The sequence below is a fragment of the Nonomuraea sp. NPDC052116 genome, assembly GCF_040680035.1.
Lineage (GTDB): Bacteria > Actinomycetota > Actinomycetes > Streptosporangiales > Streptosporangiaceae > Nonomuraea > Nonomuraea angiospora_A.
On sequence record NZ_JBFAWA010000047.1, the window covers coordinates 14,144 to 40,911 of the forward strand.

Here is a 26,768-nt window from a genome sequence, read left to right on the forward strand (position 1 = left end):
AACCAGCTCCCCGACGTGAGGATAGTCGAGGCTTGATCACCGTCCCTTGGCGATCAGCCGGCCTGGCGTCACGGCAGGCAGGCGCGGCCCTCCATGAGGGCGGGCGGGTCGAGGTGGTCGCCTCGCCGGCTGCTGACGACATCCTCACCGGATTCGCATTTCTCAATTGGCGCGGTGCGGTCGCCGCCGGACCTGCCGTGTTTACTTCGCTGTCATCCGGCTCTTTCATTATGAAATGAGTACGGCGCAGGCCGGTGTCGGCCGCTGAATCACCGTCCAACCATGGAACCGCAGGTGGACAGGCGGATTCGGGCGGCAGAAGCGGAGGTATGCATGGACGTGCGGCTGGACCATCTCGTCTGCTGGGTCTCCGACCAGCTCGATTCCCTGCATTTCTACGAGCAGGTTATCGGCCTGCCGGGGGTGCGGGCCGAGGCGTTTCGCGAGGGAAAGACGGCGTTTCCGAGTGTACGGATCTCGGCCGAGACCATCCTCGACCTGATGGCGTATGACGCCTCCATGGGAGTGGACGAGGGCACCGGGGTCAAGGGCAGCGCCGGGCATCCGATCAATCACTTCTGCCTGGCCGTCGGAAAGGAGGATTTCGACGAGCTGCAGGTCAGGCTGAAGCGGCACGGGGTCGAGATCACGGGCTCCGGCGTCAACTCCTTCGGCGCGCAGGGCATCGCCCCCGAGACGATGTTCTTCCCCGACCCCGACGGCAACGTGCTGGAGGTGCGCTACTACGAGTGACGGCGGAGCTTGGCCCGGGCGGCGCGGCGTACGAGGGGGCCCATGTCCTCCAGGGCCGTCACCAGGCCCGCCAGGCTCTCCAGGGCGTCGAACGCCTGGTTCGCGCCGTCCGGGTCCACCCCCTCGTAGAGCTCCAGGCCCACGAACGCCGCCGCCGTGGCCTTGGCCAGGCCCGTCACGTCCACGAACTCCGCCAGCGGCGACTTGGCCAGCACCCTCCCCAGGGCCTGCTCGACCTCCTCGATCCACAGGTTGAGGCCGGTGGTGGTGGCCGGTGCGAGTTTGGGGTCGGTCTGGCCGCCCGCGAGGATCTGGGCGAGGGCGGCGACGGTGCCTTCCGCCCGTTCCTCCGCGTGCAGCGCGCGGCCGAGGTCGAGGAGCTCGCGGAGGGTGGTGACGGCGGCGAAGCGGGCGCGGTAGAGGGCGATGCGCTGCTGGGAGCCGTGCTCGACGGCGGCCGCGAGGAGCTGGTCGACACTGCCGAAGTGGTAGAAGACGAGGGCCTGGTTGACACCCGCCGCCGCGGCGATCGTACGGGCGGAGACGCCGGCGATGCCGTGCTCCTTGAGCGTCTCCAGCGCGGCATCGAGCAGTTTGGTACGTGTGTCGGCCATCGCTCTCACGTTAGTGGGCTCCGGCGCCGCGGTCGGAACTGTCGGTCGGGTTTGGTAGACAGGCGGGCATGGGTGTGAGCGTCGATGAGTTCCTCCAGCTGCTGGACGAGCTGCCCGGGGTCCGCATGAGCCACGGCGGCGAGTGGATCGGCCTCAAGGTCCGCGACAAGGGCTTCGGCTATCTGTGGGAGGCGACCGAGACCGTCGGGCTCAAGGCCACGATCGAGGAGCAGATCGCGCTGGTGGCCGAGCGGCCCGAGGTGTTCGAGGTGCAGTTCACGGCCGGGCGGTTCGGCTGGGTGGTGGTGCACCTCGACAAGATCGACTCTGACGAGCTGTTCGAGCTGGTGGCCGAGGCCTGGTGCCTGACCGCGCCGAAGGCGATGGTGGCCGAGTTCGAGGCCAAGCATCAAATCGGGCAGGGCGCGTTATAGGTGCATTACGGGTAATGTCGGGCATTGTGGGCGCTGTGCACGTTCGGTTGCGGGAGTGGCGCGCGGACGACGCGCCGGTCGTGCTGAGGGCCTTCCGGGCTCCGGACCTGCGGACGCAGGCGTCCTGGCCCGTCGTCACGCTCAAGGACGCCGCAGGGTGGATCACCGCCTGGCAGGGGGTGGGCCACGCGTTCGCCGTCACGGTCGGGGGCTCCGGGGGCGAGCAGGTGGTCGGAAACGTCGCGGTCTCCCGCCTCGACGAGCAGGACAACGGCTGGGTGTCCTACTGGGTCCTGCCCGAGGCCAGGGGGCGCGGCATCGCCGCGGCGGCCACCGGGGAGCTGGCCCGGTGGGCGTTCGGCGAGCTGGGGCTCTACCGGCTGGAGCTGGGGCATCGCGTCAACAACCCGGCGTCGTGCCGGGTCGCCACGAAGGCCGGGTTCCGGCCGGAGGGCATCGAACGCGGCAAGCTCCGTCACGACGGCGTCCGCCACGACGTCGAACGCCACGCCCGCCTGGCGACCGACCCCCCGATCGCCGTCTTCCTTGCTGCTCTGTGACCGTCACGCACAGCTGACCCGTTGGCCACGTACCGCCCCGCTGATCTACCCTTTCTTGGTGGACAGCGAGAGTCTGGCCGCGGCCGGTCTCCTGGAAGCCCTGAGCCGGGCGTCAGGGATGCTCGCGGAATTACGTCACCCGTTCGCCAGAAGCGAGCCCTTCTCCTATTTCCTCCCGCCCGCGGGCGCCCGCGTCGGCACCGGCCTCACGCTGCCCGATGGCCGCGAGGTCCGCTTCGAGGTCTCCATCGCCGTCTCCGCCGGCGCCTTCCATATCGAGGGGTCGATCACCGCGGAGGACGAGACGCTGTTCGAGCTCCCGCGCAAGAGCGTGCCGGACATCCACGACGCCCTGGCCGTGCTGGACGACTACGCGGGGGAGGTGGTGGCCCCGGCGGGGCGGCTGATCGACCAGCAACTGGACGAAATTGTCTAATTGTCAGACAATGGTGGTCATGAGAAACGGACCACTCGCCGTTGTCGCTGCCTCCGTGCTCTGGGGCACGGCCGGGACGGCAGGACTGCTCGTCTCCGCCGACTCCGTCGCGCTGGCCGCCGCGCGGCTGGTCATCGGGGGGACGGTGCTCGCGCTCGTGGCCGGAGCCGGCGTCAGGAAGGCGATCAGGCCGAGCCTGCTGCTGGCCGCCGTCGCGGTGGCCGCGTACCAGCTCTGCTTCTTCGCCGCCATCGGCCGCACGGGGGTCGCCATCGGCAGCGTGGTGGCGATCGGGAGCGGGCCCGTCTTCACAGGGGTGCTCTCCTGGATCCTGCACGGTCACCGGCCGAGCGGGCGGTGGGCCGCGGCGACCGCGGCGGCCATCTGCGGGTGCGCCGCGGTCATCGTGGGAGGCGGGGCCGAGGCCGGCGGGCAGACGGTCTCGGGAGTGCTGTTCGCGCTGCTCGGCGGCCTGGTCTACGCCTTCTACGCGGTCATGGCGGCCCGGGCGATCGGCCGCGGGGCCGAGTCCAACGCGGTCATGGGGGTCATGTTCGGCGGCGCGGCACTGATCATGCTGCCCGTCCTGCTGGCGAACGGCGTCGCCTGGACGGTCGAGCCGCGCGGGCTGCTCGCCGTCGTCTACCTGGGCCTCGGCACCACGGCCCTGTCCTACTTCCTGTACGGCAGGGGCCTGCGGACCACGCCGGTGGCCACGGCCGCCACGCTGGCCCTGGCGGAGCCGGCCGTCGCGGCGCTGCTCGGCCTGGTGGTGCTCGGCGAGCGGCTGGCCCCGATCTCGATCGCGGGCCTGGTGCTCCTCGCGCTGAGCCTGGTGGCCGTGGCGATCCCGGAGAAAGTACGCGGCCAAGAGCTTGTGCCGGAAAGGGAGCTAGAGTCGCAGCCGTGACGTTGCCGCTCAGACCCGTCTCCACCGTCGGCGCGCTCGCCGACGCCCTGCGCAGCAGGGTGCTGTCCGGCGAGATCCCGCCCGGCACCCCGCTGCCCGAGCAGGAGATCGCCGCCTCGTACGGCGTGGCCAGGCCGACCGTGCGGGAAGCGCTGGCGAGCCTCGTCCACGAGGGGCTGTTGAGACGCGAGCGCAACCGCAGCGCTTATGTCCCCGAGGTGACGCTTTCGGACCTCGACGATCTCATGTACGTGCGCAGACCGCTCGAAGACCTCATGGCGCAGGCCGTGGCCGGTCAGCGGGTCCCCGGGGCGGAGGCCGCACTGCACCGGATGGCGGCCCTGCCCGCCGACACGCCCTGGTCGGAGTGCGTGGCCGAGCACATGGCGATGCACCAGGCGCTGATCGAGGCCGTGGGGAGCCCCCGGCTCGAACGGCTCTACGCAGTCCTGGCCGCGGAGACGCGGCTCGGGACGGTGCGGCTCCGGGAGGTCTACACGGACCGGGACGTCCTGGTGCGCGAGCATCGCGAGCTGCTCGACGCCATCGCCGACGGCCCGGAGGACGCGGCCAGGGCGGCGGTGGCCGCGCATCTCAGCCACTCCTGGGGCGGTCACTGACGGGGTCAACCGCACCATTGTGTGCGAACCCTTGCGGGACAGCCCCTGAACTCGCAAGAATCGCGCCCATGCACGGCAATCCGATGCCGGACTCCTACGTATATGTCACGGAAGAGGGCGTCACCCGTCACTACGCGGACGGCAGCGTCGAGGCTCTCGCCTGGGAGGACGTGGTGGAGGTCCGTGTCGTCACCGAAGTCGGGGAGGACGTCCTCTACATCCTGCTCGACCGCGACGGCGACGGTTGTGTCGTGCCGCGTTCGGCCACGGACGCCACCTTCCTGGCTCGGCTGCGCTATCTGCCGGACTTCGACCTCGATCGGCTGGCCCTGGCCGCCGACGCCGCGCATGACGGGGTTGTGGTCGTCTGGCGCAGTCCTGACCCGCCGTCCGCATTGCCGGATCTGGAGTACGACTAGCGGCTTGATTCGGCGGCAACCTGCCGAAATTCCACCGTAAACCGTACATTTTGCCAGCTAGACCGCTGCACTTATGGATCGTTCCGTCAAGCCCTTCAACTGCTGAGCCCTCGTCCGATTGTGGACATTGGACGTTATTCCCCGTACCGGAATCGATCTTTACTCTTTAGTGGGGGCCGCCGCCCTTGATTGTGCGTGGGACATGTCAACCCATGTGGTTCAAGGAACGTCCTGTTATCGCGGTGCACAAGAGTTCTCAGGGTGGTGCTATGAGGGTGGGGACTGGGGAGTCCGTTGTCGTGCTCCTCGGGGCCGTGCCACGTCGCGCGTCGAGCATCTGGACGCGCGCGTACCTACGGCTCCTGTTAGGCGGTGATACGACATGCGCACTGCTGGCATGCGTATGCGTGCTGGGCATCCGGCTCATCGCCGGGGTGTTCATACCGTGGGTCGAGTTCATGCTCGGACTCGGCCTGATCGCCGCCTGGCCCATCGCGCTCATGATGGGCGGCGCGTACCGGCAGCGTGCCAACGGCGAGGGAACGGACGAGTTCAAGGCGGTCTTCAACGGCGGTGTCGGTCTGATGGCGACCGTCGCCATCCTGGCCTACGCGACGCAGACCGCGGTCGCGCGCAGCTTCGTGATGGCGATGCTGCCGCTGGCGCTGCTGTCCACGCTGTACTTCCGCTACCGGATGCGTAAGCGTCTCCACCGAAGGAGAGCGGTGGGCGACTACATGCGTCAGGTGATCGCGGTCGGGCACCGGGAGTCGATTCTCGACCTGGTGATGCAGTTCAGGCGGCAGCCGCACCACGGAATGCAGGTGGTGGGAGCCTGCCTTCCGGACAGCGCGATGGACATCGACCTCGACGGCATCCCCGTGCTCGGCTCCTTCGGCGACGTGGCCACGGTGGTCGAGCGCGTGCAGGCTGACGCCGTGGCCGTGCTGGCCTGCCCGGAGCTGGACGGGGCCGCGCTGCGCCGGCTGGCCTGGAGCCTGGAGACCGCGCGCACCGACCTCTTCGTGGCCCCCGCGCTCATGGACGTGGCCGGGCCGCGCATCAGCATCAGGCCGGTCGCGGGGATGCCGCTCCTGCACCTGGAGCACCCCGAGTTCGACGGCACCAAGCAGGTCGCGAAGACCGTCTTCGACCGCCTGGTCGCGGCGGCCGCCCTGCTGCTCCTGGCGCTGCCGCTGCTGGCCATCGCGCTGGTGATCCGCCTCACCAGCCAGGGGCCGGCGCTGTTCCACCAGATCAGGGTCGGCAAAGGCGGCAAAGAGTTCCATGTAGTGAAATTTCGTACGATGGTGGTTGATGCGGAGCGGCTCAAGAGCGCGCTTCTGGAAGCGAACGAGTTCGACGGCGTGCTCTTCAAGATTAGGAACGATCCAAGAATCACGCGGGTAGGCGCTTTCCTGCGGAAATACTCGCTCGACGAGCTGCCCCAGCTGCTGAACGTGCTCCGAGGAGAGATGTCCCTGGTCGGCCCCCGCCCGCCGCTGCCGGAGGAGGTGGGTCAGTACGGCGCCGACGTCCGCCGCCGGCTGGTGGTCAAGCCGGGCATGACCGGGCTCTGGCAGGTCAGCGGCCGCTCCAACCTGAGCTGGGAGGAGTCCGTACGCCTCGACCTGCGGTACGTGGAGAACTGGTCGCTCATCCTCGACCTGCAGATCCTCTGGAAGACCTGGTCCGTCGTCACCCGTGGAGAAGGGGCTTACTAGCGGTGAAAGCACTCGTGCTCGCCGGGGGGTCGGGCACACGGCTCCGGCCCATCACGCACACCTCGGCCAAGCAGCTGGTGCCGGTCGCGAACAAGCCGGTCCTCTTCTACGGGCTGGAGGCGATCGCGGCGGCGGGGATCAGGGAGCTCGGCCTGGTGGTCGGCGACACCCACGCGGAGATCGAGTCCGCCGTGGGGGACGGCTCGGCCTTCGGGCTACAGGTCACGTACCTGCGGCAGGAGGCCCCGCTCGGGCTCGCGCACGGCGTGCTGATCGCCAGGGAGTTCCTGGGCGACGAGGACTTCGTCATGTACCTGGGCGACAACTTCGTCGTGGGCGGCATCAACGACCTGGTGGACAGGTTCGCCCGCGAGCGGCCCGCCGCCCAGATCATGCTCACCAGGGTCGGCGACCCGCGCCAGTTCGGGGTGGCCGAGCTCGACGCCTCCGGCCGGGTGGTCGGCCTGGAGGAGAAGCCCGCCCGCCCCAAGAGCGACCTGGCGCTGGTCGGCGTCTACCTGTTCAGCCCGGCCGTCCACGAGGCGGTGGCCGAGCTCAAGCCGTCGTGGCGGGGCGAGCTGGAGATCACCGACGCGATCCAGTGGCTGATCGAGGCGGGCCTGCGCGTCGAGTCCTCGGTGATCTCCGGCTACTGGAAGGACACCGGCAACGTCACCGACATGCTGGAGGTCAACCGGCTGGTCCTGGAGTCGGTCGAGCCCAGCGTACGCGGGCAGGTGGACGACGCCAGCGAGCTGGTGGGCCGGGTGGTCGTCGCGGAGGGGGCCGTGGTCGAGCGGTCCAGGATCGTCGGCCCGGTGATCATCGGCCACGGTGCGCGGATCCGTGACAGCTACGTCGGCCCCTTCACCTCCATCGGCGCCGACTGCGCCGTCACCGGCAGCGAGATCGAGTATTCGATCGTGCTGCCCAGGGCCTCCATCGCCGGGGTCGGCCGCATCGAGTCGTCGCTGATCGGCCACGACGTCGAGGTCACCCCCGCGCCCAACACGCCCAGAGCCCACCGTCTCGTGCTGGGCGATCACAGCAAGGTACAGATCAGTTCATGACCCGGATCCTGGTGACGGGCGGTGCGGGCTTCATCGGCTCGCACTTCGTCCGCAATCTGCACGACATGTACGTCACGGTGCTGGACAAGCTCACGTATGCCGGCAACCGGGCCAACCTTGAGGGAGTGCGGCACGAGTTCGTGCACGGGGACATCTGCGACGCCGAGCTGCTCAGGAGCGTCGTCCCCGGCCACGACCTCGTGGTGAACTTCGCGGCCGAGTCGCACGTGGACCGGTCGATCGAGGGCGCGGCCGAGTTCATGCGCACCAACGCGCTGGGCACCCAGACCCTCCTCCAGGCGTGCCTGGAGGCCGGGGTGCCGAAGGTGGTCCAGGTGTCGACCGACGAGGTGTACGGGTCGATCGACATCGGCTCGTGGGACGAGGACGCGCCGCTGCGGCCGCGCTCGCCGTACGCGGCGTCGAAGGCCGGCGGCGACCTCATCGCCCGCGCCTACGCGATCACCTACGGCCTGAACGTCTCGATCACCAGGTGCGGCAACAACTACGGGCCGGGACAGTACCCGGAGAAGCTCATCCCGCTGTTCCTCACGAACCTGATGCGCGGCCGGAAGGTCCCCCTGTACGGCGACGGCGGCAACGTCCGCGACTGGATCCACGTCGCGGACCACTGCGCCGGCATCCGGCTGGTGGCCGAGAAGGGGGAGCCCGGCGAGGTCTACAACATCGCGGGCACGGCCGAGCTGACCAACAAGGAGTTGACCGGCCGCCTGCTCCAGGCCTGCGGCAGGGACTGGGACGCGGTCGAGTACGTCGAGGACCGCAAGGGCCACGACCGCAGGTACTCGATGGACGACGCGAAGCTGCGGGCGCTCGGCTACCGGCCGGAGATCCCGTTCGAGCAGGGGCTGAAGGACACCGTCCGCTGGTACGCCGAGCACCGGGACCGGTGGACCTCGTGATCGATCGGTTGCGCCGGGAGGCGGCATGAGGTGGCTCATCACGGGCGCCGGCGGCATGCTCGCCGCCGACGTCCTGGACAGGGCGGCATTGACGGGGGAGCCGGTGCTCGCGCTCGGCCGGGCCGAGCTGGACCTGCGCGACAGGCGCGCGGTGCGTGACTTCGTGTCCGCCTACCGGCCGAGAGTCGTGATCAACTGCGCCGGCTGGACCGCGGTGGACGACGCCGAGGCGAGCGAGGCGGAGGCGCTGGCGGTCAACGGGCATGCCGTGCGCTGGCTGGCCGAGGCCTGCGACCTGGCGGGGGCGCGGTTGGTGCACGTCTCCACCGACTACGTCTTCGACGGGGACGGCGTGGTGCCGTACGCGGAGGACGCGCCGACGGGGCCGATCAACGCGTACGGGCGGACCAAGCTCGCCGGGGAGTACGCGGCGCTGGAGCACGGGCACTACGTGGTGCGCAGCGCCTGGCTCTACGGCGCGGGCGGCGCGAACTTCGTGTCGACCATGATCCGGCTGGCGGCCGAGCGGCCCACGGTCGACGTGGTCGACGACCAGCACGGCCAGCCGACCTGGGCGGCCGACCTGGCGGACTATCTCGTCCGGCTGGCCCGGTCGGACCTGCCGCCGGGCGTCTACCACGGCACCAGCGCGGGCGAGACCACCTGGTGCGGGTTCGCCAAGGAGATCTTCAGCCTGCTCGGCGCCGACCCGGACCGCGTGCGCCCCGTCACCAGCGAGGCCTTCCCCCGCCCGGCCAAGCGGCCGGCCTACAGCGTGCTCGCGCACACCCGGGGGGAGCCGATCCGGCACTGGCAGGCGGCGCTGCACGCGGCCTGGCCGGTGCTGATGCGTGGACGCCGGTGCAGCGTCGCCTGAGGGATTCGATGCTGTGGCTCATGGTCGCGGGCCTCGCCGGGTGGGCGGGCCTGCGCCTGTGCGGATGGGAGCCGAAGTTCGTCTGGTCCCAGCTCGTGTCGTTCACGCCGTACGCGGCCGTGCTCGCGCTGGTGCCGCTGGGGTTCGCGGTCTTCTTACGCTCCGGGGCGCTGCTGGCGGCCGCGCTCGTCGTGACCGTCGCCTTCGCGGTCATCGTGCTGCCGCGCGCGATCCCGGAGGGCAACCCGCCCGCCGGCGGCCCGGTGCTGCGGGTGATGGCCGTCAACCTGCTGCACTCCTCCGTGCTGCCGCCCGATCTGGTCGACGCGGTCGAGCGTGAGCGGCCGGACGTGCTGCACCTGCTGGAGTTCACCGACCTGATGCGGGAACGGGTGGAGGAGCTCGGGCTGGGGCGGCTGCTGCCGTACAAGATCGTTCTGCCGGGGGAGGACTCCCAGGGAGCGGCGATCTACTCGCGTTACCCGCTGCGGCCGGGGGACGCGCCGATCGCGGCCCCCGCCTTCGTGGAGAGCCCGCGCCACTTGCCCGCCGTCGTCACCCTGCCGGGCGGGCGGGAGGTGGACCTCGTCGCGGTCCACGCGTGCGCGCCCTCCGAGGGCTGGCGTACGGCGTGCTGGGCGTCGAGCATCCGGGCCCTGCCACCCGCCGGAGGACGCCTGCGGGTGCTGGCCGGAGACTTCAACTCCACCCTGGACCACGCGGTGCTGCGCGACCTGATCGCCACCGGCTACCGGGACGCCGCCGACGTCACCGGCAAGGGGCTGGCCATGACCTGGCCCTATTACCAGCAGCCGCGGTTGTTCCCGAAGGTGGCCATCGATCATGTGCTGGCCGACCCCCGGATCGCGATCCGGAGCTTCCAGACCCTGCGGATGCCCCGGACCGACCATCGCGCGACGCTCACCGAGCTGGTCCTCCCGTGATGTCACGTTTCCGGAGCCGGAACCGATATGTCATGGACACCCAGGGGGATGGATGACGAGGTTGCCGGAGCAGGCCTCCAGGAAGACGATACTCGGCACCACACTGGACGCCCTCACCATGCGTCAGGTGATCGCGCGGTGCGTGGCGGCGGTCTCGGAGAACAGGCGGCTCACCATCGGCGTGGTGAACGCCGCCAAGGTGGTCAACATGCGTACGGACGCCGCGTTACGGCAGTCCGTGGTCGACAGCGATCTCGTGCTGGCCGACGGGCAGGCGGTGGTCTGGGCGGCGCGGATGCTCGGTCACCGGCTTCCCGAGCGGGTGGCGGGCATCGACCTGTTCACGGAGCTGATGGCCGAGGGGCACCGGCGCGGCTACCGCGCCTATTTCCTCGGCGCGACCGACGAGGTGCTGGCCCGGGTGCTGGCAGAGGTACGGCTGCGCTACCCCGGGCTGGGCATCGCCGGTTCGCGCAACGGATACTTCCCGGTGGAGGACTCGGCCGAGGTCGCCGCCGAGATCGCCGAATCCCAGACCGACCTGCTGTTCCTCGGCATCACCTCGCCGAAGAAGGAGATCTTCATCCGCGAGTGGGGCGAGAGCACCCGGGCGCGGATCATCCACGGCGTGGGCGGCTCGTTCGACGTGCTGGCCGGGCACACCCGCAGGGCGCCGGTGCGCTGGCAGCGCCTGGGCCTGGAATGGCTCTACCGCATGCTGCAGGAGCCGTTGCGGCTCGGCCCGCGCTACGTGCGGACCAACGGCAGATTCCTGCTCCTGGTGCTCCGGGAGCGGGCCGGTGTCAAACGCAGGATCGAGGAGACGACGTGATGGATCACCGGATCGCTCTGCTGAGCTCCGGACATCAGGACTTCGTGACGGGCATGGTGGACCTGTCCGTACGCGGGCTGCCGCCGGGCTATGCCGACGGCGAGTTCGTGTTCACCCGCCGCGGCCGCCAGAACGACGACGGGACGTGGACGGCGGTGCCGGAAGGGCGCAGCATCCGTTACTCGGCGATCGTCGCGCTCGGCGTGGGGACCCTGACGGAGCAGCGGCAGCGGGCGGCCCTGGCCGGTGACAGCCTCCTCGACCTGGTGGGCAACCTGATCAAACGGCTGCCGGAGGTGACGGGGGCCGGCGACGCCGCGCTGATCTGCTGGGCGGCCGCGGAGGCCGGGCACGCCGATCTGGATCTGGCGCTGAACCGGCTCGCGGAGCTGGACGCGGGCGGCCCGATCTACACCGTCGAGGCGGCGTGGGCGCTGGCCGCCCTGGTCGCGGCCGGCGTGACCGACGGCCGGGCCGAGCGCGCCCGTGAGCGGCTGCTGGCCGGGCTGGCGGGCAACCGGCTCTACCCGCACGCGCTCGGCAAGGGGGCGCTGGTCCCCCGGTACCGCGCCCACGTGGGCTGCTTCGCCGACCAGGTCTACCCGCTGCAGGCGCTGGCCCGGCTGCACGCCGCCACCGGCGACGCCGAGGCGCTGCGCGCGGCCGAGCAGGTGGCGGAGGGCATCTGCCACGCGCAGGGCCCGCAGGGGGAGTGGTGGTGGCACTACGACGCCCGTACCGGGTCGGTGGTCGAGGGCTATCCGGTCTACAGCGTCCATCAGCTGTCGATGGGGCCGATGGCACTGCTCGACCTGGCCGACTCGGGGGGCACCGCCTACGTGGCGGAGATCTCCAAGGGGCTCGACTGGATGATCGAGCGGCCGTCCTTCGTGCTCGAAGAGCTCGCTCTGACGTGGCGCAAGGAGGCCAGGGCGGATCCCCGCAAACTGGTGCGCGGGGTGCGGGCCGTGGCCACGGGAGTGCATCAGGGGATGCGCCTCGGCGTGCTGGACCGGATCTATCCGCCGGTCGCCGTCGATCGGGAGTGCCGGCCGTACGAGCTGGGGTGGTTGCTGTACGCGTGGCTGTCCACTTGTGGACAGCCCTCGTGACTTCCGCCTGATTCGGTGCGATAGATCGAGTTCAGGGCTCGGGGGAGTTTCGGCTCAAGGGGGTTCTCGTGTTGAGGCGGCTTCGCCATGCGCTCCTTTCCGTCCTGCTACTCACCACCGGCCTGACGCTCATCGCACCGTCCGCGGCGCAGGCGCTACCGGGCAGCTTCCAGAGACAGGTCGTCTTCAGCGGACTGACCAACCCGACCAACATCGAGTTCGCCTCGGACGGCCGGGTGTTCGTCGCCGAGAAGAGCGGCCTGATCAAGGTCTTCGACTCGATCACCGACACCACGCCGGCGATCTACGCCGACCTGCGCACGCAGGTGCACAACTTCTGGGACCGCGGGCTGCTCGGCATGGCCCTGCACCCGAACTTCCCGGCCGACCCGCGCATCTACGTCCTGTACGCCTACGACGCGGTGCCCGGCGGCACCGCGCCGCGCTGGGGAACGGCGGGCGTGAGCGCCGACCCCTGCCCGACCCCGCCCGGCGCCACCGGCGACGGGTGCCTCATCACCGGGCGCTTATCCTCGCTGGCGCCCTCGGGCGGCTCGGTCGTCGAGACCCCGCTGATCACCGACTGGTGCCAGCAGCACCCCAGCCACTCCGTCGGCGACCTCAAGTTCGGCCCCGACGGCATGCTCTACGCCAGCGGCGGCGACGGTGCCAGCTTCAACTTCGCCGACTACGGCCAGGACAACCTGACCAGCTCCGACGTCACCCCGGACAACCCGTGCGGCGACCCGCCGTCGCCGGTCGGCACGGCGCTCAGCCCGCCGGCCGCCGAGGGCGGCGCGCTGCGCTCGCAGGACCCGCGCACCGGCGGCGACCCCGCGGCACTCAACGGCACCGTCATCAGGATCGACCCGAACACCGGCGCGGCCGCCCCCGGCAACCCCAACGCCGGCAGCAGCGACCCCAACGTGGCCAGGATCATCGCCTACGGCCAGCGCAACCCGTTCCGCTTCACCATCCGGCCGGGCACCGGCGAGGTCTGGGCCGGTGAAGTCGGCTGGAACACGTGGGAGGAGATCAACCGGATCGCCGACCCCACCGGCCCGGTGAAGAACTTCGGCTGGCCCTGCTACGAGGGCGCCGCCAGGCAGGGCGGCTACGACAACCTCAACCTGACCCTCTGCGAGAACCTCTACGCGGAAGGCGCCGCGGCGCACGCGCAGCCGTACTTCTCCTGGAACCACGGCTCCAAGCCCGCGCCGAACGACCCATGCCCGTCCGGCGGCTCCTCCTCCAGCGGCGTGGCCTTCTACAGCGGCGGCCCCTACCCCGACGCCTACGACGGCGCGATGTTCTTCTCCGACTACAGCCGATCGTGCGTCTGGGTCATGACCAAGGGGGCCAACGGCCTGCCCGACCCGGCCACCATCACCACGTTCGACTCGGGCATGCCCGCCGTGGAGCTGCAGACCGGCCCCGGCGGAGACCTCTTCGCGGTCGACTTCACCAACGGGCAGATCATCCGCTACCTCTACAACAACACCCCGCCGACCGCGGTCATCGGCGCGAGCGCCACGTCGGGCAACGCGCCGCTCGCCGTGAACTTCACCTCCGCCGGATCCGCGGACGCCGACGGCGACCCGCTCACCTTCCGGTGGGACCTGGACGGCGACGGCGACTTCGACGACTCCACCTCGGCCACCCCGTCCTTCACCTACACCCAGCCGGGCTCCTACGTGGTGAAGCTGCGCGCCGACGACGGGCGCGGCGGCCTGGGGGACGCCACCGTCACGATCAACGTGGGCAACACGGCGCCGACCGCGACCATCAACTCCCCGTCGGCCGCCCTCACCTGGGCGGTCGGGGACACGATCGCGTTCTCCGGCACCGGCACGGACGCCCAGGACGGCACGATCCCGGGGTCGCGGATGTCCTGGAAGCTGATCATGCATCACTGCCCCGGCACCTGCCACGAGCACGAGATCACCACGTTCACCGGCGCGAGCGGATCCTTCGCCGCGCCGGACCACGAATACCCCGCTCACCTGGAGCTCAGGCTGACCGTGACGGACGCGCACGGCCTCACCGACACCAAGAGCGTGACACTCCAGCCGAAGACGGTGAACCTGACCTTCCAGACCGCGCCCACCGGGCTGCAGCTCGGCTTCAACAGCGAGCAGACCGTCGCCCCCTTCACCCGGACGGTGATCGCGGGCTCCCACAACTCGGTCTCCGCGCCCTCGCCGCAGAGCGCCGACGGCTTCAGCCACACGTTCACCTCCTGGTCCGACGGCGGCGCGGCAAGCCACAACCTCACCGCGCCCGCCACCGCGGCGACCTACACCGCGACCTACCAGCGGTCACAGACGCCGGACGGCCTGGTGGCCGCCTACGCGATGGACGAGGGCGGCGGCACGGCCGTCGCCGACGCCTCCGGCAAGGGCAACAACGGCACGGCCGCGAACACCGCGTGGAACGTGACCGGCAAGTACGGCCAGGCGCTGTCGTTCAACGGCACGTCGAGCTGGGTGACGGTGGCCGATTCCGCGTCGTTGCGGCTGACCGGCGGGATGACCCTGGAGGCGTGGGTACGGCCCACGAGCGTCTCCGGGTGGCGGACGGTGCTGATGAAGGAGTTCGGCGCCGACCTGGCCTACGCGATCATGGGCAGTGGGAGCAGCGGCCCGGCGGCGTTCATCTACACGTCGTCGGGGGCGAATGCGCCGGCGGCGGGCAATCTGCCGTTGAACTCCTGGAGTCATGTGGCGGCGACGTATGACGGGTCGATGTTGCGGATGTTCGTGAACGGCACGCAGGTGGCCACGAACCCGACAGGCGGCAACCTGCGTACCGGGACGAGTCCGTTGCGGATCGGCGGCAACAGCGGTTCGGGTGAGTACTTCAGCGGTCTCATCGACGAGGTCCGCGTCTACAACAAGGCACTCACCGCGGCACAGATCACCACCGACATGAACACCCCCGTCGGACAGCCGGGACCGCCCGACACCCAGGCGCCCACCGCACCGGCCTCGCTGGCGGCGACCGGCGGCCCGGGCAGCGCCCAGCTGACCTGGACGGCCTCGACCGACAACGTGGGGGTGACCGGGTACACCGTCCACCGGTCCGCCACCGCCGGGTTCACCCCGTCCGGCGCCAACCAGGTGGGCTCGACCGCGAGCACCTCGTTCACCGACGCGGGTGTCGCGGCGGGCACGTACTACTACCGCGTCGTGGCCTTCGACGGGTCCAGCAACACCAGCCCGTCGTCCAACGAGGCGTCGGCCGCCGTGACCCAGCCGCCCACGGTCAGCGGGCTGGTGGCCGCCTACGGGATGAACACGGGCAACGGCACCGCCGTCGCCGACGCCTCCGGCAACGGCAACAACGGCACGGCCACCGCGGCTTCCTGGTCGGCCGGCAAGTACGGCCAGGCGCTGTCGTTCAACGGCACGTCGAGCTGGGTGACGGTGGCCGACTCCGCGTCGTTGCGGCTGACCGGCGGGATGACCCTGGAGGCATGGGTACGGCCGGACAACGTCTCGGGGTGGCGGACGGTGCTGATGAAGGAGTTCGGCGCCGACCTGGCCTACGCGATCATGGGCAGCGGGAGCAGCGGCCCGGCGGCGTTCATCTACACGTCGTCGGGGGCCAATGCTCCTGCGGCGAGCAACCTGCCGTTGAACACCTGGAGTCATGTGGCGGCGACGTATGACGGGTCGACGTTGCGGATGTTCGTGAACGGCGCGCAGGTCGCCACCAATCCGACGGGTGGCAACCTGCGTACCGGGACGAGTCCGTTGCGGATCGGTGGCAACAGCGGCTCCGGCGAGTACTTCAGCGGCCTCATCGACGAGGTCCGCGTCTACAACAAGGCACTCACCGCGGCCGAGATCACCACCGACATGAACACGCCGGTCGGTTAGTCCCGGCTGCTCTCGTCACGCAGCCAGGTGGTGTAGTCGCCCGCGCGGATCGCGCGGGCGGCTCTCCGCCTGGCCAGCACCGCCACCATGACGAAGACGACCGCCGCGCCCACCAGGCGCGGGTCTCCGGCCACGATGGCCAGCAGGTCCCGCATGCCCGTGCGCTCCCCGGCCGTGGCCGAGGCCTGCTCCAGCTCGCTCACGCTGGTCGTGGCACGCACCCGGCGGCGCACCAGGTCGGCGACGGTACGCGGAGTCTGGATCACCGCACGCGCGCCGGCCACGATCACGCGCTCATCCGGTGTGAACGCCAGCGAGGCGGCCAGATCGTCGGCCATCGCCGGCGGCAGGGCGCGGATCCGCGCGTTGCCCTCGTCGTTCACCGCGATGACGCCCCGGCCGAACAGCCCGGCGCGCACGTGCGGCAGCCGCGTCCAGATCGCGTAGTAGGCCCGGATCGGCCACGGGCGATCGGCCAGCGCCAGCTCCCGCTCGGGCGCGGCGGCGAGCGGCCCGTCCGGCGCGGCCAGCACATCGGCCAGCGCACGGACGGAGGCGGTGCTCAGCTCGATGTCGGCGTCCACGTACAGCCTGGGATATCCGCGTGCCGCCTCGTCGCCCAGCCGCAGCGCCTCGCGCTTGGAGGGGACCGGCGTGGTCACGACGCGGACGTCGTACGGCTGCGCCGCGGCCACCGTGCCGTCGGTGCAGCCGTTGGCCACCACCACGACGTCGAACTCGCCGGGCGTGGCCTCCCGGAGCAGGCCGTCCAGCAAGCGGCCGATCACCTTGGCCTCGTTGTGGGCCGGTATCACGACACTTACCACGATGGGAGTATCCCCGCTTCCTGAGCCTGCTTGAGCGTGGGCGCCGCGCCGTCCTTGGCCGAGAGGATCGGCTCCCCGTCGAGCGGCCATTCGATGCCGAGATCCGGGTCCAGCGGGTGGACGCCGTGCTCACGCGCCGGATCGTAGGTGGTGGAGCAGAGGTAGAGGACGGTGGCCGACTCGCTGAGCGCCATGAAGGCGTGCCCGAGGCCCTCGGAGAGGTAGATCCCGCAGCGCGACACGTCGTTCAGCCGCACCGCCTCCCACCGGCCGAAGGTGGGGGAGCCGACGCGCACGTCCACGACGACGTCGAGCACCTCGCCCGAGACGCACATGACGTATTTGGCCTGGCCCGGGGGGACGTCGGCGAAGTGGACGCCGCGCAGCACGCCGCGTCTGGAGACCGAACAGTTCACCTGCGCGAGGTCCATCGATTGCCCCAGCGCCTCCCGCAGGTCGGCGGCGCGGAAACTTTCCAGGAAGTCGCCCCGCGGATCGCTGTGGATGCGGGGGGTGTAGACAAATGCTCCACTGATGCTCAGGTGCTTCATGAAGATACTTGTAACACTCCTTGGCGCCCACCCGAAGTACGGCTGTGGGTTTGCCATAGGGGGAAATCTTGTCATTTTCGGGTGGGGCCCATTGTTGAGGACATCGTGCCGGCTGTGTGGTTCGGCCGACCTGGTCGGTGTGGTGGATCTGGGGGCGACTCCGCCCTGTGAGCTCTTCCTCACCGCGGAACAGCTCGACGAGCCCGAGCTCACTTATCCACTTCACCTGCGGGTCTGCACCAGCTGTTGGCTGGCGCAGATACCGCCGCTGATCACACCGGAAGAAACTTTCACCGAATACGCCTACTTCGCGTCTTATTCCGCCTCATGGGTGGAACACGCACGGCAGTTCGTCGACTCCGCTGTGGAACGTTTGAAGCCGTCGTTCGTGGCCGAGGTGGCCAGCAACGACGGCTACCTGTTGCAGCACGTCGTCGAGCGCGGCATCAGGTGCCTGGGCATCGAGCCGTCGGCCAACGTGGGACAGGCGGCCAAGGACAAGGGCGTGCCGACGCTCACCGCGTTCCTGACGCCGGAGACGGGCGCCGCGGTGCGGGCCGAGCACGGGCCGGCCGATCTGGTGGTGGCCAACAACGTCTACGCGCACATCCCCGACGTGGTCGGCTTCACCGAGGGCCTGCGTGCCCTGGTGGCCGACGACGGGTGGGTGTCGATCGAGGTCCAGCACCTGCTCACGCTCATGGAGCTGAACCAGTACGACACGATCTACCACGAGCACTTCCAGTACTACACGGTCGCCTCCGCGCAGCGGGCGCTGGCCTCCGGCGGGCTGACGCTGGTGGACGTGGAGCTGCTGCCCACCCACGGCGGATCCATCCGGCTGTGGGCCAGGCCGTCGGGGAGCCCGTCCGATCGGGTGCTCGACGTGCTCGCGCGGGAGAAGGCGGCCGGACTTCATGATCTGTCCGGCTACGCCGGGTTCGCCGACCGGGTCGCACGCGTCCGCCGCGACCTGCTCCGCTTCCTGATCGACGCCGCGGAGGAAGGCAAGACGGTCGTCGGCTACGGCGCGCCGGGAAAGGGCAACACGCTCCTCAACCACTGCGGCATCCGCCAGGACCTGCTGGCCTACACGGTTGACCGCAACCCCTACAAGCACGGCAGATTCACTCCGGGCACCCGGATCCCCATCGCCGCTCCGGAGCGCATCGCTCAAGATCGCCCGGACTATGTGCTGGTCCTGCCGTGGAACCTGCGCGAAGAGCTCACCGCTCAGCTCTCCTATGTGCACGAATGGGGAGGCCGTCTGGTCTTCCCGATCCCACACCTGGAGGTCGTGTGAAGGTTGTCCTGTTCTGTGGAGGCTTCGGCACGCGCATGCGTACGGGTGTGCCGGGCGAGGTGCCCAAGCCGATGGCGCTCGTCGGCCCGCGGCCGCTGCTCTGGCACGTCATGCGTTACTACGCGCACTTCGGGCACAAGGAGTTCATCCTGTGCCTGGGCTACGGTGCCCACCACATCAAGGACTTCTTCCTCGGCTACCAGGAAGCCACGTCCAACGACTTCGTCTTACGCGGCGGCAAGGTCGAGCTGCTGTCGAGCGACATCTCCGACTGGTCCATCTCGTTCGTGCAGACCGGGACCAACTCCCCGATCGGCGAACGGCTGCGCCGCGTCCGTCACCACCTGGACGGCGACGAGATGTTCCTCGCGAACTACGCGGACGTGCTCACCGACGCGCCGCTGCCCGACATCATCGACCGCTTCACCGAGTCGGGCGCGGCCGCCTCGATGATGGTCGTGCCGCCGTCCCAGACCTTCCACTGCGTGGACGTGGGCGAGAACGGCCTGATCGGCGGCATCTCACCGGTCAGCGAGATGCCGGTGTGGGTCAACGGCGGCTATTTCGTGCTGACCCAGGAGGTCTTCGAGCACATCCCGGAGAACGGCGACCTGGTCGCCGACGGCTGCGTGGAGCTGGCCAAGCGCGGACGCCTGCTGGCCTACCCGCACCGCGGCTACTGGCGGCCGACCGACACCGTGAACCAGCGCATGGAGCTGGACGAGGCCTACTCCCGGGGCGAGCGCCCGTGGGCCCTTTGGGAACGGTCCCGGTGATCGGTCTGCGCGCGGGGCGGCTCGACGGCATCGTGGCGCTCGCCGCGCACTGTGACGACCTGGCGATCGGAGCGGGCGGCAGCCTGCTGACGGTCTGCGCCGCCCGTCCCGGCATCCGCGTGGACGCGCTGGTGCTGTCCGGCGGCGGCACCGAGCGCGAGGACGAGGAGCGCGCGGCGCTGGCGGACTTCTGCCCGGGCGCCGAGCTCCGCGTCACCGTGCTGAAGCTGCCCGACGGCTACCTGCCGGCCAGGTGGGAGGAGGCCAAGGCCGCGGTGGAGGAGCTGCGCGCCCGTACCGACCCCGGCCTGATCTTCGCACCCTGGCGGGGCGACGCCCACCAGGACCACCGCGGGCTGGCCAAGCTGGTGCCCACGGCCTTCCGCGACCACCTGACGCTCGGCTACGAGATCGTCAAATGGGACGGCGACCTCGCCGCGCCCGCCGTTTTCCAGCCGCTGACGGAGGAGGTGGCGGAGCTGAAGGTCGATCTGCTCCAGCGCCACTACGCCTCCCAGCGGCATCGGCCCTGGTACGACCGCGAGGCGTTCCTGGGGCTGGCCCGCATCCGCGGCATCGAGTGCCACGCGCGCTATGCCGAGGCGTTCCACGTTTCCAAGCTCACCGTCGATCTGGAGAACTGATGCGGGTACTTCTCACCGGCCACCAGGGCTACCTGGGCACCGTGATGGCCCCCATGCTGGCCGAGGCCGGGCACGTGGTGGTCGGCCTGGACTCCGGCCTGTTCGCCGACTGCCTGCTCGGCCCGGCGCCCGAGAAGGTCGAGGCGCACGCGGTGGACCTGCGTGACGCGGGTCCCGAACACGTGGCGGGATTCGACGCGGTGATCCATCTGGCCGCGCTGTCCAACGACCCGCTCGGCGCGCTCGCGCCCGACCTGACCTACGACATCAACCACCACGCCTCGGTGCGGCTGGCCCGGCTGGCCAAGGAGGCGGGCGTGCGCCGCTTCCTGTACGCCTCCACCTGCTCGGTCTACGGCGCGTCCGGCGGCGAGGAGCTGCTGGACGAGGACGCGCCGCTGCGGCCGGTGACGCCGTACGCCGAGTCCAAGGTGCGGGTCGAGGACGACCTGGTCACGCTGGCCGACGACGACTTCACGCCGGTGTTCCTGCGCAACGCCACCGCCTTCGGGTTCTCCCCGAGGCTGCGCGCCGACATCGTGCTGAACAACCTGGTGGGCCACGCGCACCTGACCGGCGAGGTCCGGGTGCTGTCCGACGGCACGCCCTGGCGCCCGCTGGTCCACGCCAGGGACATCGCCGACGCCTTCGCGGCCGCTCTCGTCGCGCCCCGCGAAGCCGTGCACACGACGGCCTTCAACGTCGGCACCGAGGTCAACAACGTGACCGTCGCCGAGATCGCGGCCGAGGTCGTCGCCGCGGTGCCCGGATCGACGCTGAGCATCACCGGCGAGACGGGATCCGATCCGCGCTCCTACCGCGTCGACTTCTCCCGGATCAGGGCCGAGCTGGGCTACGAGGCGCGCTGGACGGTCAAGGCGGGCGCGGTGGAGCTGATCGACGCCTACCGCGAGCACGGTCTGACGAAGCAGGACTTCGAGCGCCGCTTCACCCGGCTGGCCCGGCTCGCCGACCGGCGCGAGGCCGGCACCGTCGACGACACCCTGCGCCCATGACCGGCGCGGAAATGCACGCTCTGGTACGGCGGCTCTACCCGCTGTGTCGGAGCATCACCGGCGACGGGCTGCGGCAGACCCTGGAGATCATCGGCGAGTCGATCCCGCTGGAGATCACCCAGGTGCCGACCGGGACCAAGGTCCTCGACTGGACGATCCCCCGGGAGTGGAACATCCGCGACGCCTCCATCAAGGACGCCGATGGGAACAAGGTGGTCGACTTCCAGGACTCCAACCTGCACGTCGTGGGATACAGCGTGCCGGTCGAGGCCACGATGTCCCTGGAGGAGCTGCGCGGGCACCTGCACACCCTGCCCGAGCAGCCGGACCTGATCCCGTACCGGACCAGCTACTACGCCGAGACCTGGGGCTTCTGCCTGAGCCAGAACACCCTGGACGGGATGGCCGACGGCCCGTACGAGGTCAGGATCGACTCCACGCTGGCCGACGGGTACCTGACCTACGGCGAGTACGTGATCCCCGGCAGCAGCTCCCAGGAGGTGCTGATCTCCTGCCACGTCTGCCATCCCTCGCTGGCCAACGACAACCTGGCCGGCGTGGCGGTGGCCGTCGCCCTGGCGCAGCGGTTGTCCGACCCCTGGTACACCTACCGGTTCATCTTCGCGCCCGGCACCATCGGCGCGATCACCTGGCTCGCCCTGAACCGGGAGCGCACCGACCGGATCAGGCACGGCGTGACCCTGGCCTGCGCGGGGGACAGCGGCACGATCACCTACAAGCGCAGCAGGCGCGGGGACGCCGAGATCGACCAGGTCTTCGCGCACGTGCTGAAGGACCGGCCGCACACCGTCCTGGACTTCTCCCCGTACGGCTACGACGAGCGGCAGTACTGCTCGCCGGGGTTCAACCTCGCCGTCGGCTCGTTGACCAGGACGCCGTACGGCGGATACCCGGAATATCACACCTCGGCTGACAATCCCGACTTCGTGCGTCCCGAGGCGATGGAGGACACCCTTGAGACGCTGTGGACGGCCGTGCGGGTTCTGGAGGGCAACCGCCGCTACCAGAACCTCAGCCCGTACGGCGAGCCCCAGCTGGGGGCCCGGGGCCTGTACGGGTCACTCGGCGGGCGCAGTGACACGAAACAAGCGCAGATGGCGATGTTGTGGGTGTTGAGCCTTTCCGACGGGCTGAACGGTCTCCTGGACATCGCGGAACGGTCGAACCTGCCGTTCCAGGCAATAGCGGACGCGGCTCATGCCCTGCAGAACGCGGGCCTGGTGAAGGAGTGGATGGGTTGAACCTGGCGCTGAAAGTCGGCGACGTGGTCGAGGTCCTCAGTGCGGAAGAGATCCTCACCACGCTCGATGACAAGGGGGAGCTGGACAGCCTCCCTTTCATGCCGGAGATGCTGCGATTCTGCGGGCAGCGGCTCACCGTTCACAAGGTGGCCAACAAGCTCTGCGACACGATGACCAGAACCGGGATGCGGCGCATGGAGGACGCCGTCCATCTGACGGGCTCCCGCTGCGACGGGTCGGCCCACGGCGGCTGCCAGACGGCCTGCCTGCTCTACTGGAAGACCGCCTGGCTCAAGCGGGTGGACGGGCCGCCCACCTCGGAGCCGTCCGTCCGTCCCGAGCGGCCGCTGCTGCCGATCCTCGAGGTCAACACCCGGCGGGAGCCGGGGCCGGAGGGCAAGGAGCGCTTCCGCTGCCAGGCCACCGAGCTGCTGCGCGCCGCCCCGGAACGGCTCCCGTTCCGGGACATGAGCCAGTACGTCACCGACATCCAGGTGGGCAACGCCGGGGTCGGACCGACCCTCCGCACGCTCTTCTTCGGGCTGTTCAACCGCTACCAGCGCGTGTCCAGGAAGTTCCCGAAATGGTTGCGCATCAAGGACGGCCTGGCCTGGGGCTTCGTACGGCCGGGCCCGCACGCCGGCCCCACGCCGACGGGAACGACCGACCTCCAGCCGGGTGAGCTGGTGCGGATCAAGTCCAGGGACGAGATCATCGCCACGCTGAACGCCAAGGGGTTCAACCGCGGGCTGGGCTTCGAGGAGGACATGGCGCGTTCGTGCGGCCGCGTCGCCCGCGTGAGCGCCCGCGTCGAGCGCTGCATCGACGAGAAGACGGGCGAGATGCTGGAGATGAAGAACCCCTGCATCGCGCTCGAAGGAATCATCTGCGACGGCGTCTACAAGTCCAACTGCCCCCGCGCGTTCGTCCCGTTCTGGCGGGAGATCTGGCTGGAGCGGATCAGCGAGCCTAGCTAGGGAAGGCCGGCATGGCAGACCAATCGGGCCCGGACATCAGCGACATCGGGCGTAAAGCGGGCCGAGGGGCCGTGTGGAGCTTTCTCGGCACACTGGTCACCCGCGCGGGCTCGTTCATCCTCGGCCTGATTCTGGCCAGACTCCTCGCGCCGGAGGACTTCGGCGTCTACGCCGTCGCGCTCGCGGCCACCCAGTTCGTCATGGTGGTCAAGGACGTCGGCGTCATGTCGGCCGTCGTGCAGTGGCGCGGGCGGCTGGAGGACATCGCGCCCACGGCGACGACCCTGACCATGATCTCCGCACTGGGTCTGTACGGGATCTTCTGGGTCGGCGCGCCGTACTTCTCGGCGCTGGCGGGCAGCGCGGAGGCCACGTCCGTGGTGCGCATCCTCACCGCGGTCATCCTCGTCGAGGCGGTCACCGCGGTGCGCAGCGCGGCCCTGTTGCGCTGGTTCCGCACGGGCAAGAACGCCAAGGCGGTCCTCGCCGGCTTCCTGGTCAACGCGCCGGTGGCGATCATCCTGGCGGTCAACGGGGCGGGCGCGTACAGCTTCGCCTGGGGGCAGCTCGCGGGTGCCGTGGTCACCGGCGTCTTCATGCTGCTCTACGCGCGCCTGCCCTACCGGTTCGGGTTCGACCGGCAGATCGCGGCCAAGCTGCTGCGGTTCGGCATCCCCTCGGCGGCGGGGATCGCGCTGGAGATCATGCTGCTCAACGTGGGCTACATCATCGTCGGCAACATCATGGGCGACGCGTGGCTGGGCTTCTACCTGATGGCCTTCAACGTGTCGAGCTGGGTGCCCGGCATCATCGGCAGCGCCATCCGCATGGTGTCGATCGCCGGTTTCTCCCGGCTGGCCGAACGTGACGAGGAGTCCCTGTCGCTCGGCGTGCAGCGAACCGTGCCGCTGCTCATCGCCATGGTGCTGCCGCTGGCCGTCTTCATGGCGCTGCTCGCGCACCCGTTGATCATCTTCATCTACGGCCCGAAGTGGGAGCTGGCCGCCGGTGTGCTGCGGTTCCTGGCGGTCCTGATGGTGGTGCGCATGCTCACCTCCTTCGCGCTCGACATCCTGAACGGGCAGGGCGCCACCCGCTCGACGGTCTGGATGAACCTCGGGCACGCGGCGGCGATGATCCCGGCGGTCATCGTCGGCACGCATCTCGACGGCATCCGCGGCGCCGCGATCGGGCAGGCGGCCGCCGCCGTGCTCGTCGCGCTTCCGCTCGCCGTGCTCGCCGTGCAGAGAGCCGGGGTACGGCTCGCCCCGGCCCTGCCGGGACTCGCCCGCCCGGCGGCGGGAGCGCTGGTGTGCGCGGCCGTCATGCTGGGCCTCGCGATGCTGACCCAGGGGAGCCCCCTGGTCCAGCTCATCGTGGCGGGCGGCGGCGGCCTGCTGGCCTACGTGCTGGTCGTGGTGACCCGCGACCAGTTCCACATTGTGAGCGATCGCCTGGTGCGGCTGCTTCCCGCCCGCGCGCGATGACCTCGAGGAGAAGCGATGCTGGTGTCCATCGGAATCCCGGTCCGCAACGGTGCGGACCGCCTGGAGGCGGCCGTACGCTCGGCGCTCGCCCAGGACCACGCCGAGATCGAGGTGGTGATCTCGGACAACGCCTCCACCGACGGCACGGAGGAGCTCTGCCGCGAGCTGGCGAGGCAGGACGGCCGCATCGCCTATTACCGGCAGCCGCGTGACCTGCACGTGGTCGGGAACTTCGTGGAGGTGCTGCGGCGGGCGCGGGGGGAGTTCTTCCGCTGGATGGGCGACGACGACCTGCTCGAACCGGGCTACGTCTCCCGGAGCCTGGAGCCGTTCCTGGCCGATGAGCGGCTCATCCTGGTCACCTCGGACGTCAGCTACACCGGGGCGGACGGGACGGTCCACCAGCCCCGCTACCGCGGCACCCAGATGCTCTCCGACGACCCCATCGACCGCCTGGACGAGCTGTGGGACGTCGTCACCACCCAGCACCACGGACTCGACCCCCTCTACGGCCTGATGCGGCGCGAGCAGGTGGCCGCCGTGCCCCGGCCGCTGATGATCCGTGAGGACGAGGTCTACGCCACCATGCTCGCGCTGACCGCGCCCTGGGGTCACGTGCCGGAGACGCTCGCCCACCGCAATCTGCGCGAGCGGCGCCTGCCCGGGATCGCCGCGGCGCTCGGGGTGCCGGCCTGGACCGCGCATTTCGCCACCACGCTGCAGTTCCGGGCGATGTACCGAGCCGTGCGGCTCATGGAGCTGTCCACGGAGCAACGCAACCGCGCCCACGCCGTGCTGCTGCGTACCTACTATCGCCGGCAGCACCAGATGCTGACGCACCGCAGCCGCAAACTCGCCGGGTTGGCCGCCCGACTCGTCTCCTCGAAAGGGTGATCTGCTCGTGTTGATTCGCATCGTGCGGCTGCTCATGCAGCCGGGCCGGATCCTGCTGGCCGCCATGCGGCGCCTGCCGTTCGGCTCGTACGAGCTGCGCTGCTCGCTCGACCTCTACCCGAGGCCGCACTACGCCTACGGCGTGCAGCAGGCGGCCGAGCTGGCCAGGCGCCTCGGCGTCGGCCGGATCAGCGTGGTCGAGTTCGGCGTCGCGGGCGGCGCGGGCATGGTGGAGCTCAACCGCATGGCGGCGTTGGCGTCGGCCGCGTCGGGCGTGAAGATCGACGTGTACGGCTTCGACACCGGCGCCGGGCTGCCCAAGCCCACCGACTTCCGGGACCTGCCCTACATCTGGCGCGAAGGCGACTTCGTCATGGACGTCGACGCCCTGCGGGCCCGGCTGGGAGAGGCCACCCTGATCCTGGGCAACATCGAGGACACGGTCGGCGAGTTCCTGGACGGCGAGCGTCCGGCGCCGATCGGGTTCGTCTCCATCGACGTGGACTTCTACTCCTCGACCGCGGCGGCGCTGCGGCTGTTCGGGGGCGACCACAAGTACTTCCTGCCCCGCGTGTTCTGCTACCTCGACGACACGGTCGGCGACGACGACCAGATCATCCACAACGAGTACGTCGGCGAGCTCAGCGCGATCCGGGAGTTCAACGAGGACAACGAGCTGATGAAGCTGGCGCCGATCAACGGGCTGCGGCACAAGCGCCCGGTTCCGGCTCCCTGGAACGACAACATCCAGGCGCTGCACCGCTTCGACCACCCGGACTATTCGGTCTACGTGGGCAGGCCGGACACGCAGACGCAGTTGCCTCTGTAACCCCTCCAACCCCCTGTAACGAAGATGCGGGCTAAGGCGAGAGAAGGGAAAAGAACCACGCGAGGGGGAAAATCTCGCTATGTCCGTTTTATT

The 26,768-nt window shown here is 69.9% G+C and carries 28 protein-coding genes; 25 read left to right on the forward strand and 3 right to left on the reverse strand.

All coding sequences use genetic code 11. From position 1 onward, the window contains the following. The first annotated feature begins 32 nt into the window (after positions 1-32). Together AB0L65_RS54585 and AB0L65_RS54590 are read left to right on the forward strand one after the other, a co-directional pair. Positions 33-239 carry a hypothetical protein gene (locus AB0L65_RS54585; RefSeq protein WP_364264144.1) on the forward strand — a complete coding sequence of 69 codons (207 nt, stop codon included), beginning with the start codon at positions 33-35 and terminating at the stop codon, positions 237-239. A gap of 94 nt (positions 240-333) precedes the next feature. Next, positions 334-753, forward strand: a complete 420-nt coding sequence (locus tag AB0L65_RS54590; protein WP_350733487.1) for a VOC family protein — start codon at positions 334-336, stop codon at positions 751-753. Here the strand turns inward: AB0L65_RS54590 and AB0L65_RS54595 are convergent. Next, entirely contained in the window at positions 744-1,367 is a 624-nt protein-coding gene (locus AB0L65_RS54595) for a TetR/AcrR family transcriptional regulator (protein WP_364264148.1), read from the reverse strand. The two genes, AB0L65_RS54590 and AB0L65_RS54595, sit on opposite strands and share 10 nt — an antisense overlap. 68 nt (positions 1,368-1,435) lie before the next feature. Here AB0L65_RS54595 and AB0L65_RS54600 point away from each other — a divergent pair, with 68 nt between their 5' ends. From AB0L65_RS54600 to AB0L65_RS54665, 14 genes are all read left to right on the forward strand, one after another. After that, positions 1,436-1,801 carry an MmcQ/YjbR family DNA-binding protein gene (locus AB0L65_RS54600; RefSeq protein ID WP_364264151.1) on the forward strand — a complete coding sequence of 122 codons (366 nt, stop codon included), beginning with the start codon at positions 1,436-1,438 and terminating at the stop codon, positions 1,799-1,801. Between the two features lie 35 nt (positions 1,802-1,836). Continuing rightward, a complete protein-coding gene (locus tag AB0L65_RS54605) occupies positions 1,837-2,361 on the forward strand; it encodes a GNAT family protein (protein ID WP_364264154.1) in 525 nt (174 codons plus the stop codon). 58 nt (positions 2,362-2,419) lie between these two features. Next, the gene (locus AB0L65_RS54610) at positions 2,420-2,797 is read left to right on the forward strand and encodes a hypothetical protein (RefSeq protein ID WP_350733494.1); all 378 of its coding nucleotides are present in this window, start codon (positions 2,420-2,422) and stop codon (positions 2,795-2,797) included. A 19-nt stretch (positions 2,798-2,816) separates the two neighbouring features. Beyond that, complete coding sequence (locus AB0L65_RS54615; RefSeq protein ID WP_364264158.1) at positions 2,817-3,707, forward strand: EamA family transporter; 891 nt, start codon at positions 2,817-2,819, stop codon at positions 3,705-3,707. Continuing rightward, complete coding sequence (locus AB0L65_RS54620) at positions 3,704-4,327, forward strand: GntR family transcriptional regulator (RefSeq protein WP_364264161.1); 624 nt, start codon at positions 3,704-3,706, stop codon at positions 4,325-4,327. Before AB0L65_RS54615 ends, AB0L65_RS54620 begins: the two co-directional genes overlap by 4 nt. A gap of 68 nt (positions 4,328-4,395) precedes the next feature. Next, positions 4,396-4,746: a hypothetical protein gene (locus tag AB0L65_RS54625; protein ID WP_364264164.1), complete on the forward strand. Its 351-nt coding sequence runs from the start codon at positions 4,396-4,398 to the stop codon at positions 4,744-4,746. 269 nt (positions 4,747-5,015) lie between these two features. Next, on the forward strand, positions 5,016-6,470 hold the full coding sequence (locus tag AB0L65_RS54630) for a sugar transferase (RefSeq protein WP_364264167.1): 1,455 nt from the start codon (positions 5,016-5,018) through the stop codon (positions 6,468-6,470). Positions 6,471-6,472: 2 nt separating this feature from the next. Further along, complete coding sequence (locus AB0L65_RS54635) at positions 6,473-7,540, forward strand: glucose-1-phosphate thymidylyltransferase (RefSeq protein ID WP_350733503.1); 1,068 nt, start codon at positions 6,473-6,475, stop codon at positions 7,538-7,540. After that, positions 7,537-8,463, forward strand: coding sequence for a dTDP-glucose 4,6-dehydratase (rfbB, locus tag AB0L65_RS54640; RefSeq protein ID WP_364264170.1), 927 nt, complete (start codon positions 7,537-7,539; stop codon positions 8,461-8,463). Before AB0L65_RS54635 ends, rfbB begins: the two co-directional genes overlap by 4 nt. A 25-nt stretch (positions 8,464-8,488) precedes the next feature. Continuing rightward, on the forward strand, positions 8,489-9,340 hold the full coding sequence (gene rfbD, locus AB0L65_RS54645; protein ID WP_364264173.1) for a dTDP-4-dehydrorhamnose reductase: 852 nt from the start codon (positions 8,489-8,491) through the stop codon (positions 9,338-9,340). Between the two features lie 8 nt (positions 9,341-9,348). After that, complete coding sequence (locus AB0L65_RS54650; protein WP_364264176.1) at positions 9,349-10,284, forward strand: endonuclease/exonuclease/phosphatase family protein; 936 nt, start codon at positions 9,349-9,351, stop codon at positions 10,282-10,284. Positions 10,285-10,336: 52 nt separating this feature from the next. Beyond that, positions 10,337-11,116, forward strand: coding sequence for a WecB/TagA/CpsF family glycosyltransferase (locus AB0L65_RS54655; protein ID WP_364264179.1), 780 nt, complete (start codon positions 10,337-10,339; stop codon positions 11,114-11,116). Next, positions 11,113-12,228: a hypothetical protein gene (locus tag AB0L65_RS54660; RefSeq protein ID WP_364264182.1), complete on the forward strand. Its 1,116-nt coding sequence runs from the start codon at positions 11,113-11,115 to the stop codon at positions 12,226-12,228. Before AB0L65_RS54655 ends, AB0L65_RS54660 begins: the two co-directional genes overlap by 4 nt. Positions 12,229-12,296: 68 nt before the next feature. After that, positions 12,297-16,109: a LamG-like jellyroll fold domain-containing protein gene (locus AB0L65_RS54665; protein WP_364264185.1), complete on the forward strand. Its 3,813-nt coding sequence runs from the start codon at positions 12,297-12,299 to the stop codon at positions 16,107-16,109. Here AB0L65_RS54665 and AB0L65_RS54670 read toward each other — a convergent pair. Both AB0L65_RS54670 and rfbC read right to left on the reverse strand, forming a co-directional pair. Then, a complete protein-coding gene (locus tag AB0L65_RS54670; RefSeq protein WP_364264188.1) occupies positions 16,106-16,936 on the reverse strand; it encodes a glycosyltransferase in 831 nt (276 codons plus the stop codon). The genes AB0L65_RS54665 and AB0L65_RS54670 overlap by 4 nt on opposite strands. Beyond that, positions 16,930-17,487, reverse strand: coding sequence for a dTDP-4-dehydrorhamnose 3,5-epimerase (gene rfbC / locus AB0L65_RS54675; RefSeq protein WP_350733516.1), 558 nt, complete (start codon positions 17,485-17,487; stop codon positions 16,930-16,932). Before rfbC ends, AB0L65_RS54670 begins: the two co-directional genes overlap by 7 nt. On the opposite strand from rfbC, the gene AB0L65_RS54680 reads away from it, so the two are divergent. The 9 genes from AB0L65_RS54680 to AB0L65_RS54720 are packed head-to-tail and all read left to right on the forward strand — an operon-like array spanning position 17,486 to position 26,675. Beyond that, on the forward strand, positions 17,486-18,790 hold the full coding sequence (locus AB0L65_RS54680; RefSeq protein WP_363981195.1) for a class I SAM-dependent methyltransferase: 1,305 nt from the start codon (positions 17,486-17,488) through the stop codon (positions 18,788-18,790). The two genes, rfbC and AB0L65_RS54680, sit on opposite strands and share 2 nt — an antisense overlap. After that, positions 18,787-19,566 (forward strand): sugar phosphate nucleotidyltransferase, encoded by a 780-nt coding sequence (locus AB0L65_RS54685; RefSeq protein ID WP_355206657.1) that lies wholly within the window; start codon positions 18,787-18,789, stop codon positions 19,564-19,566. Before AB0L65_RS54680 ends, AB0L65_RS54685 begins: the two co-directional genes overlap by 4 nt. After that, positions 19,563-20,210 (forward strand): PIG-L deacetylase family protein, encoded by a 648-nt coding sequence (locus tag AB0L65_RS54690; RefSeq protein ID WP_350733522.1) that lies wholly within the window; start codon positions 19,563-19,565, stop codon positions 20,208-20,210. Before AB0L65_RS54685 ends, AB0L65_RS54690 begins: the two co-directional genes overlap by 4 nt. Next, entirely contained in the window at positions 20,210-21,226 is a 1,017-nt protein-coding gene (locus AB0L65_RS54695) for an SDR family oxidoreductase (RefSeq protein WP_364264191.1), read from the forward strand. Before AB0L65_RS54690 ends, AB0L65_RS54695 begins: the two co-directional genes overlap by 1 nt. Then, on the forward strand, positions 21,223-22,488 hold the full coding sequence (locus AB0L65_RS54700; RefSeq protein ID WP_364264194.1) for a DUF4910 domain-containing protein: 1,266 nt from the start codon (positions 21,223-21,225) through the stop codon (positions 22,486-22,488). Before AB0L65_RS54695 ends, AB0L65_RS54700 begins: the two co-directional genes overlap by 4 nt. Continuing rightward, positions 22,485-23,465, forward strand: coding sequence for a hypothetical protein (locus AB0L65_RS54705; RefSeq protein WP_364264197.1), 981 nt, complete (start codon positions 22,485-22,487; stop codon positions 23,463-23,465). Before AB0L65_RS54700 ends, AB0L65_RS54705 begins: the two co-directional genes overlap by 4 nt. An 11-nt stretch (positions 23,466-23,476) precedes the next feature. Further along, on the forward strand, positions 23,477-24,952 hold the full coding sequence (locus AB0L65_RS54710) for an oligosaccharide flippase family protein (RefSeq protein WP_364264200.1): 1,476 nt from the start codon (positions 23,477-23,479) through the stop codon (positions 24,950-24,952). Positions 24,953-24,967: 15 nt separating this feature from the next. Beyond that, positions 24,968-25,846 (forward strand): glycosyltransferase family 2 protein, encoded by an 879-nt coding sequence (locus AB0L65_RS54715; protein ID WP_364264203.1) that lies wholly within the window; start codon positions 24,968-24,970, stop codon positions 25,844-25,846. 7 nt (positions 25,847-25,853) lie between these two features. After that, a complete protein-coding gene (locus AB0L65_RS54720) occupies positions 25,854-26,675 on the forward strand; it encodes a hypothetical protein (protein ID WP_350733533.1) in 822 nt (273 codons plus the stop codon). Positions 26,676-26,768: the final 93 nt, after the last annotated feature.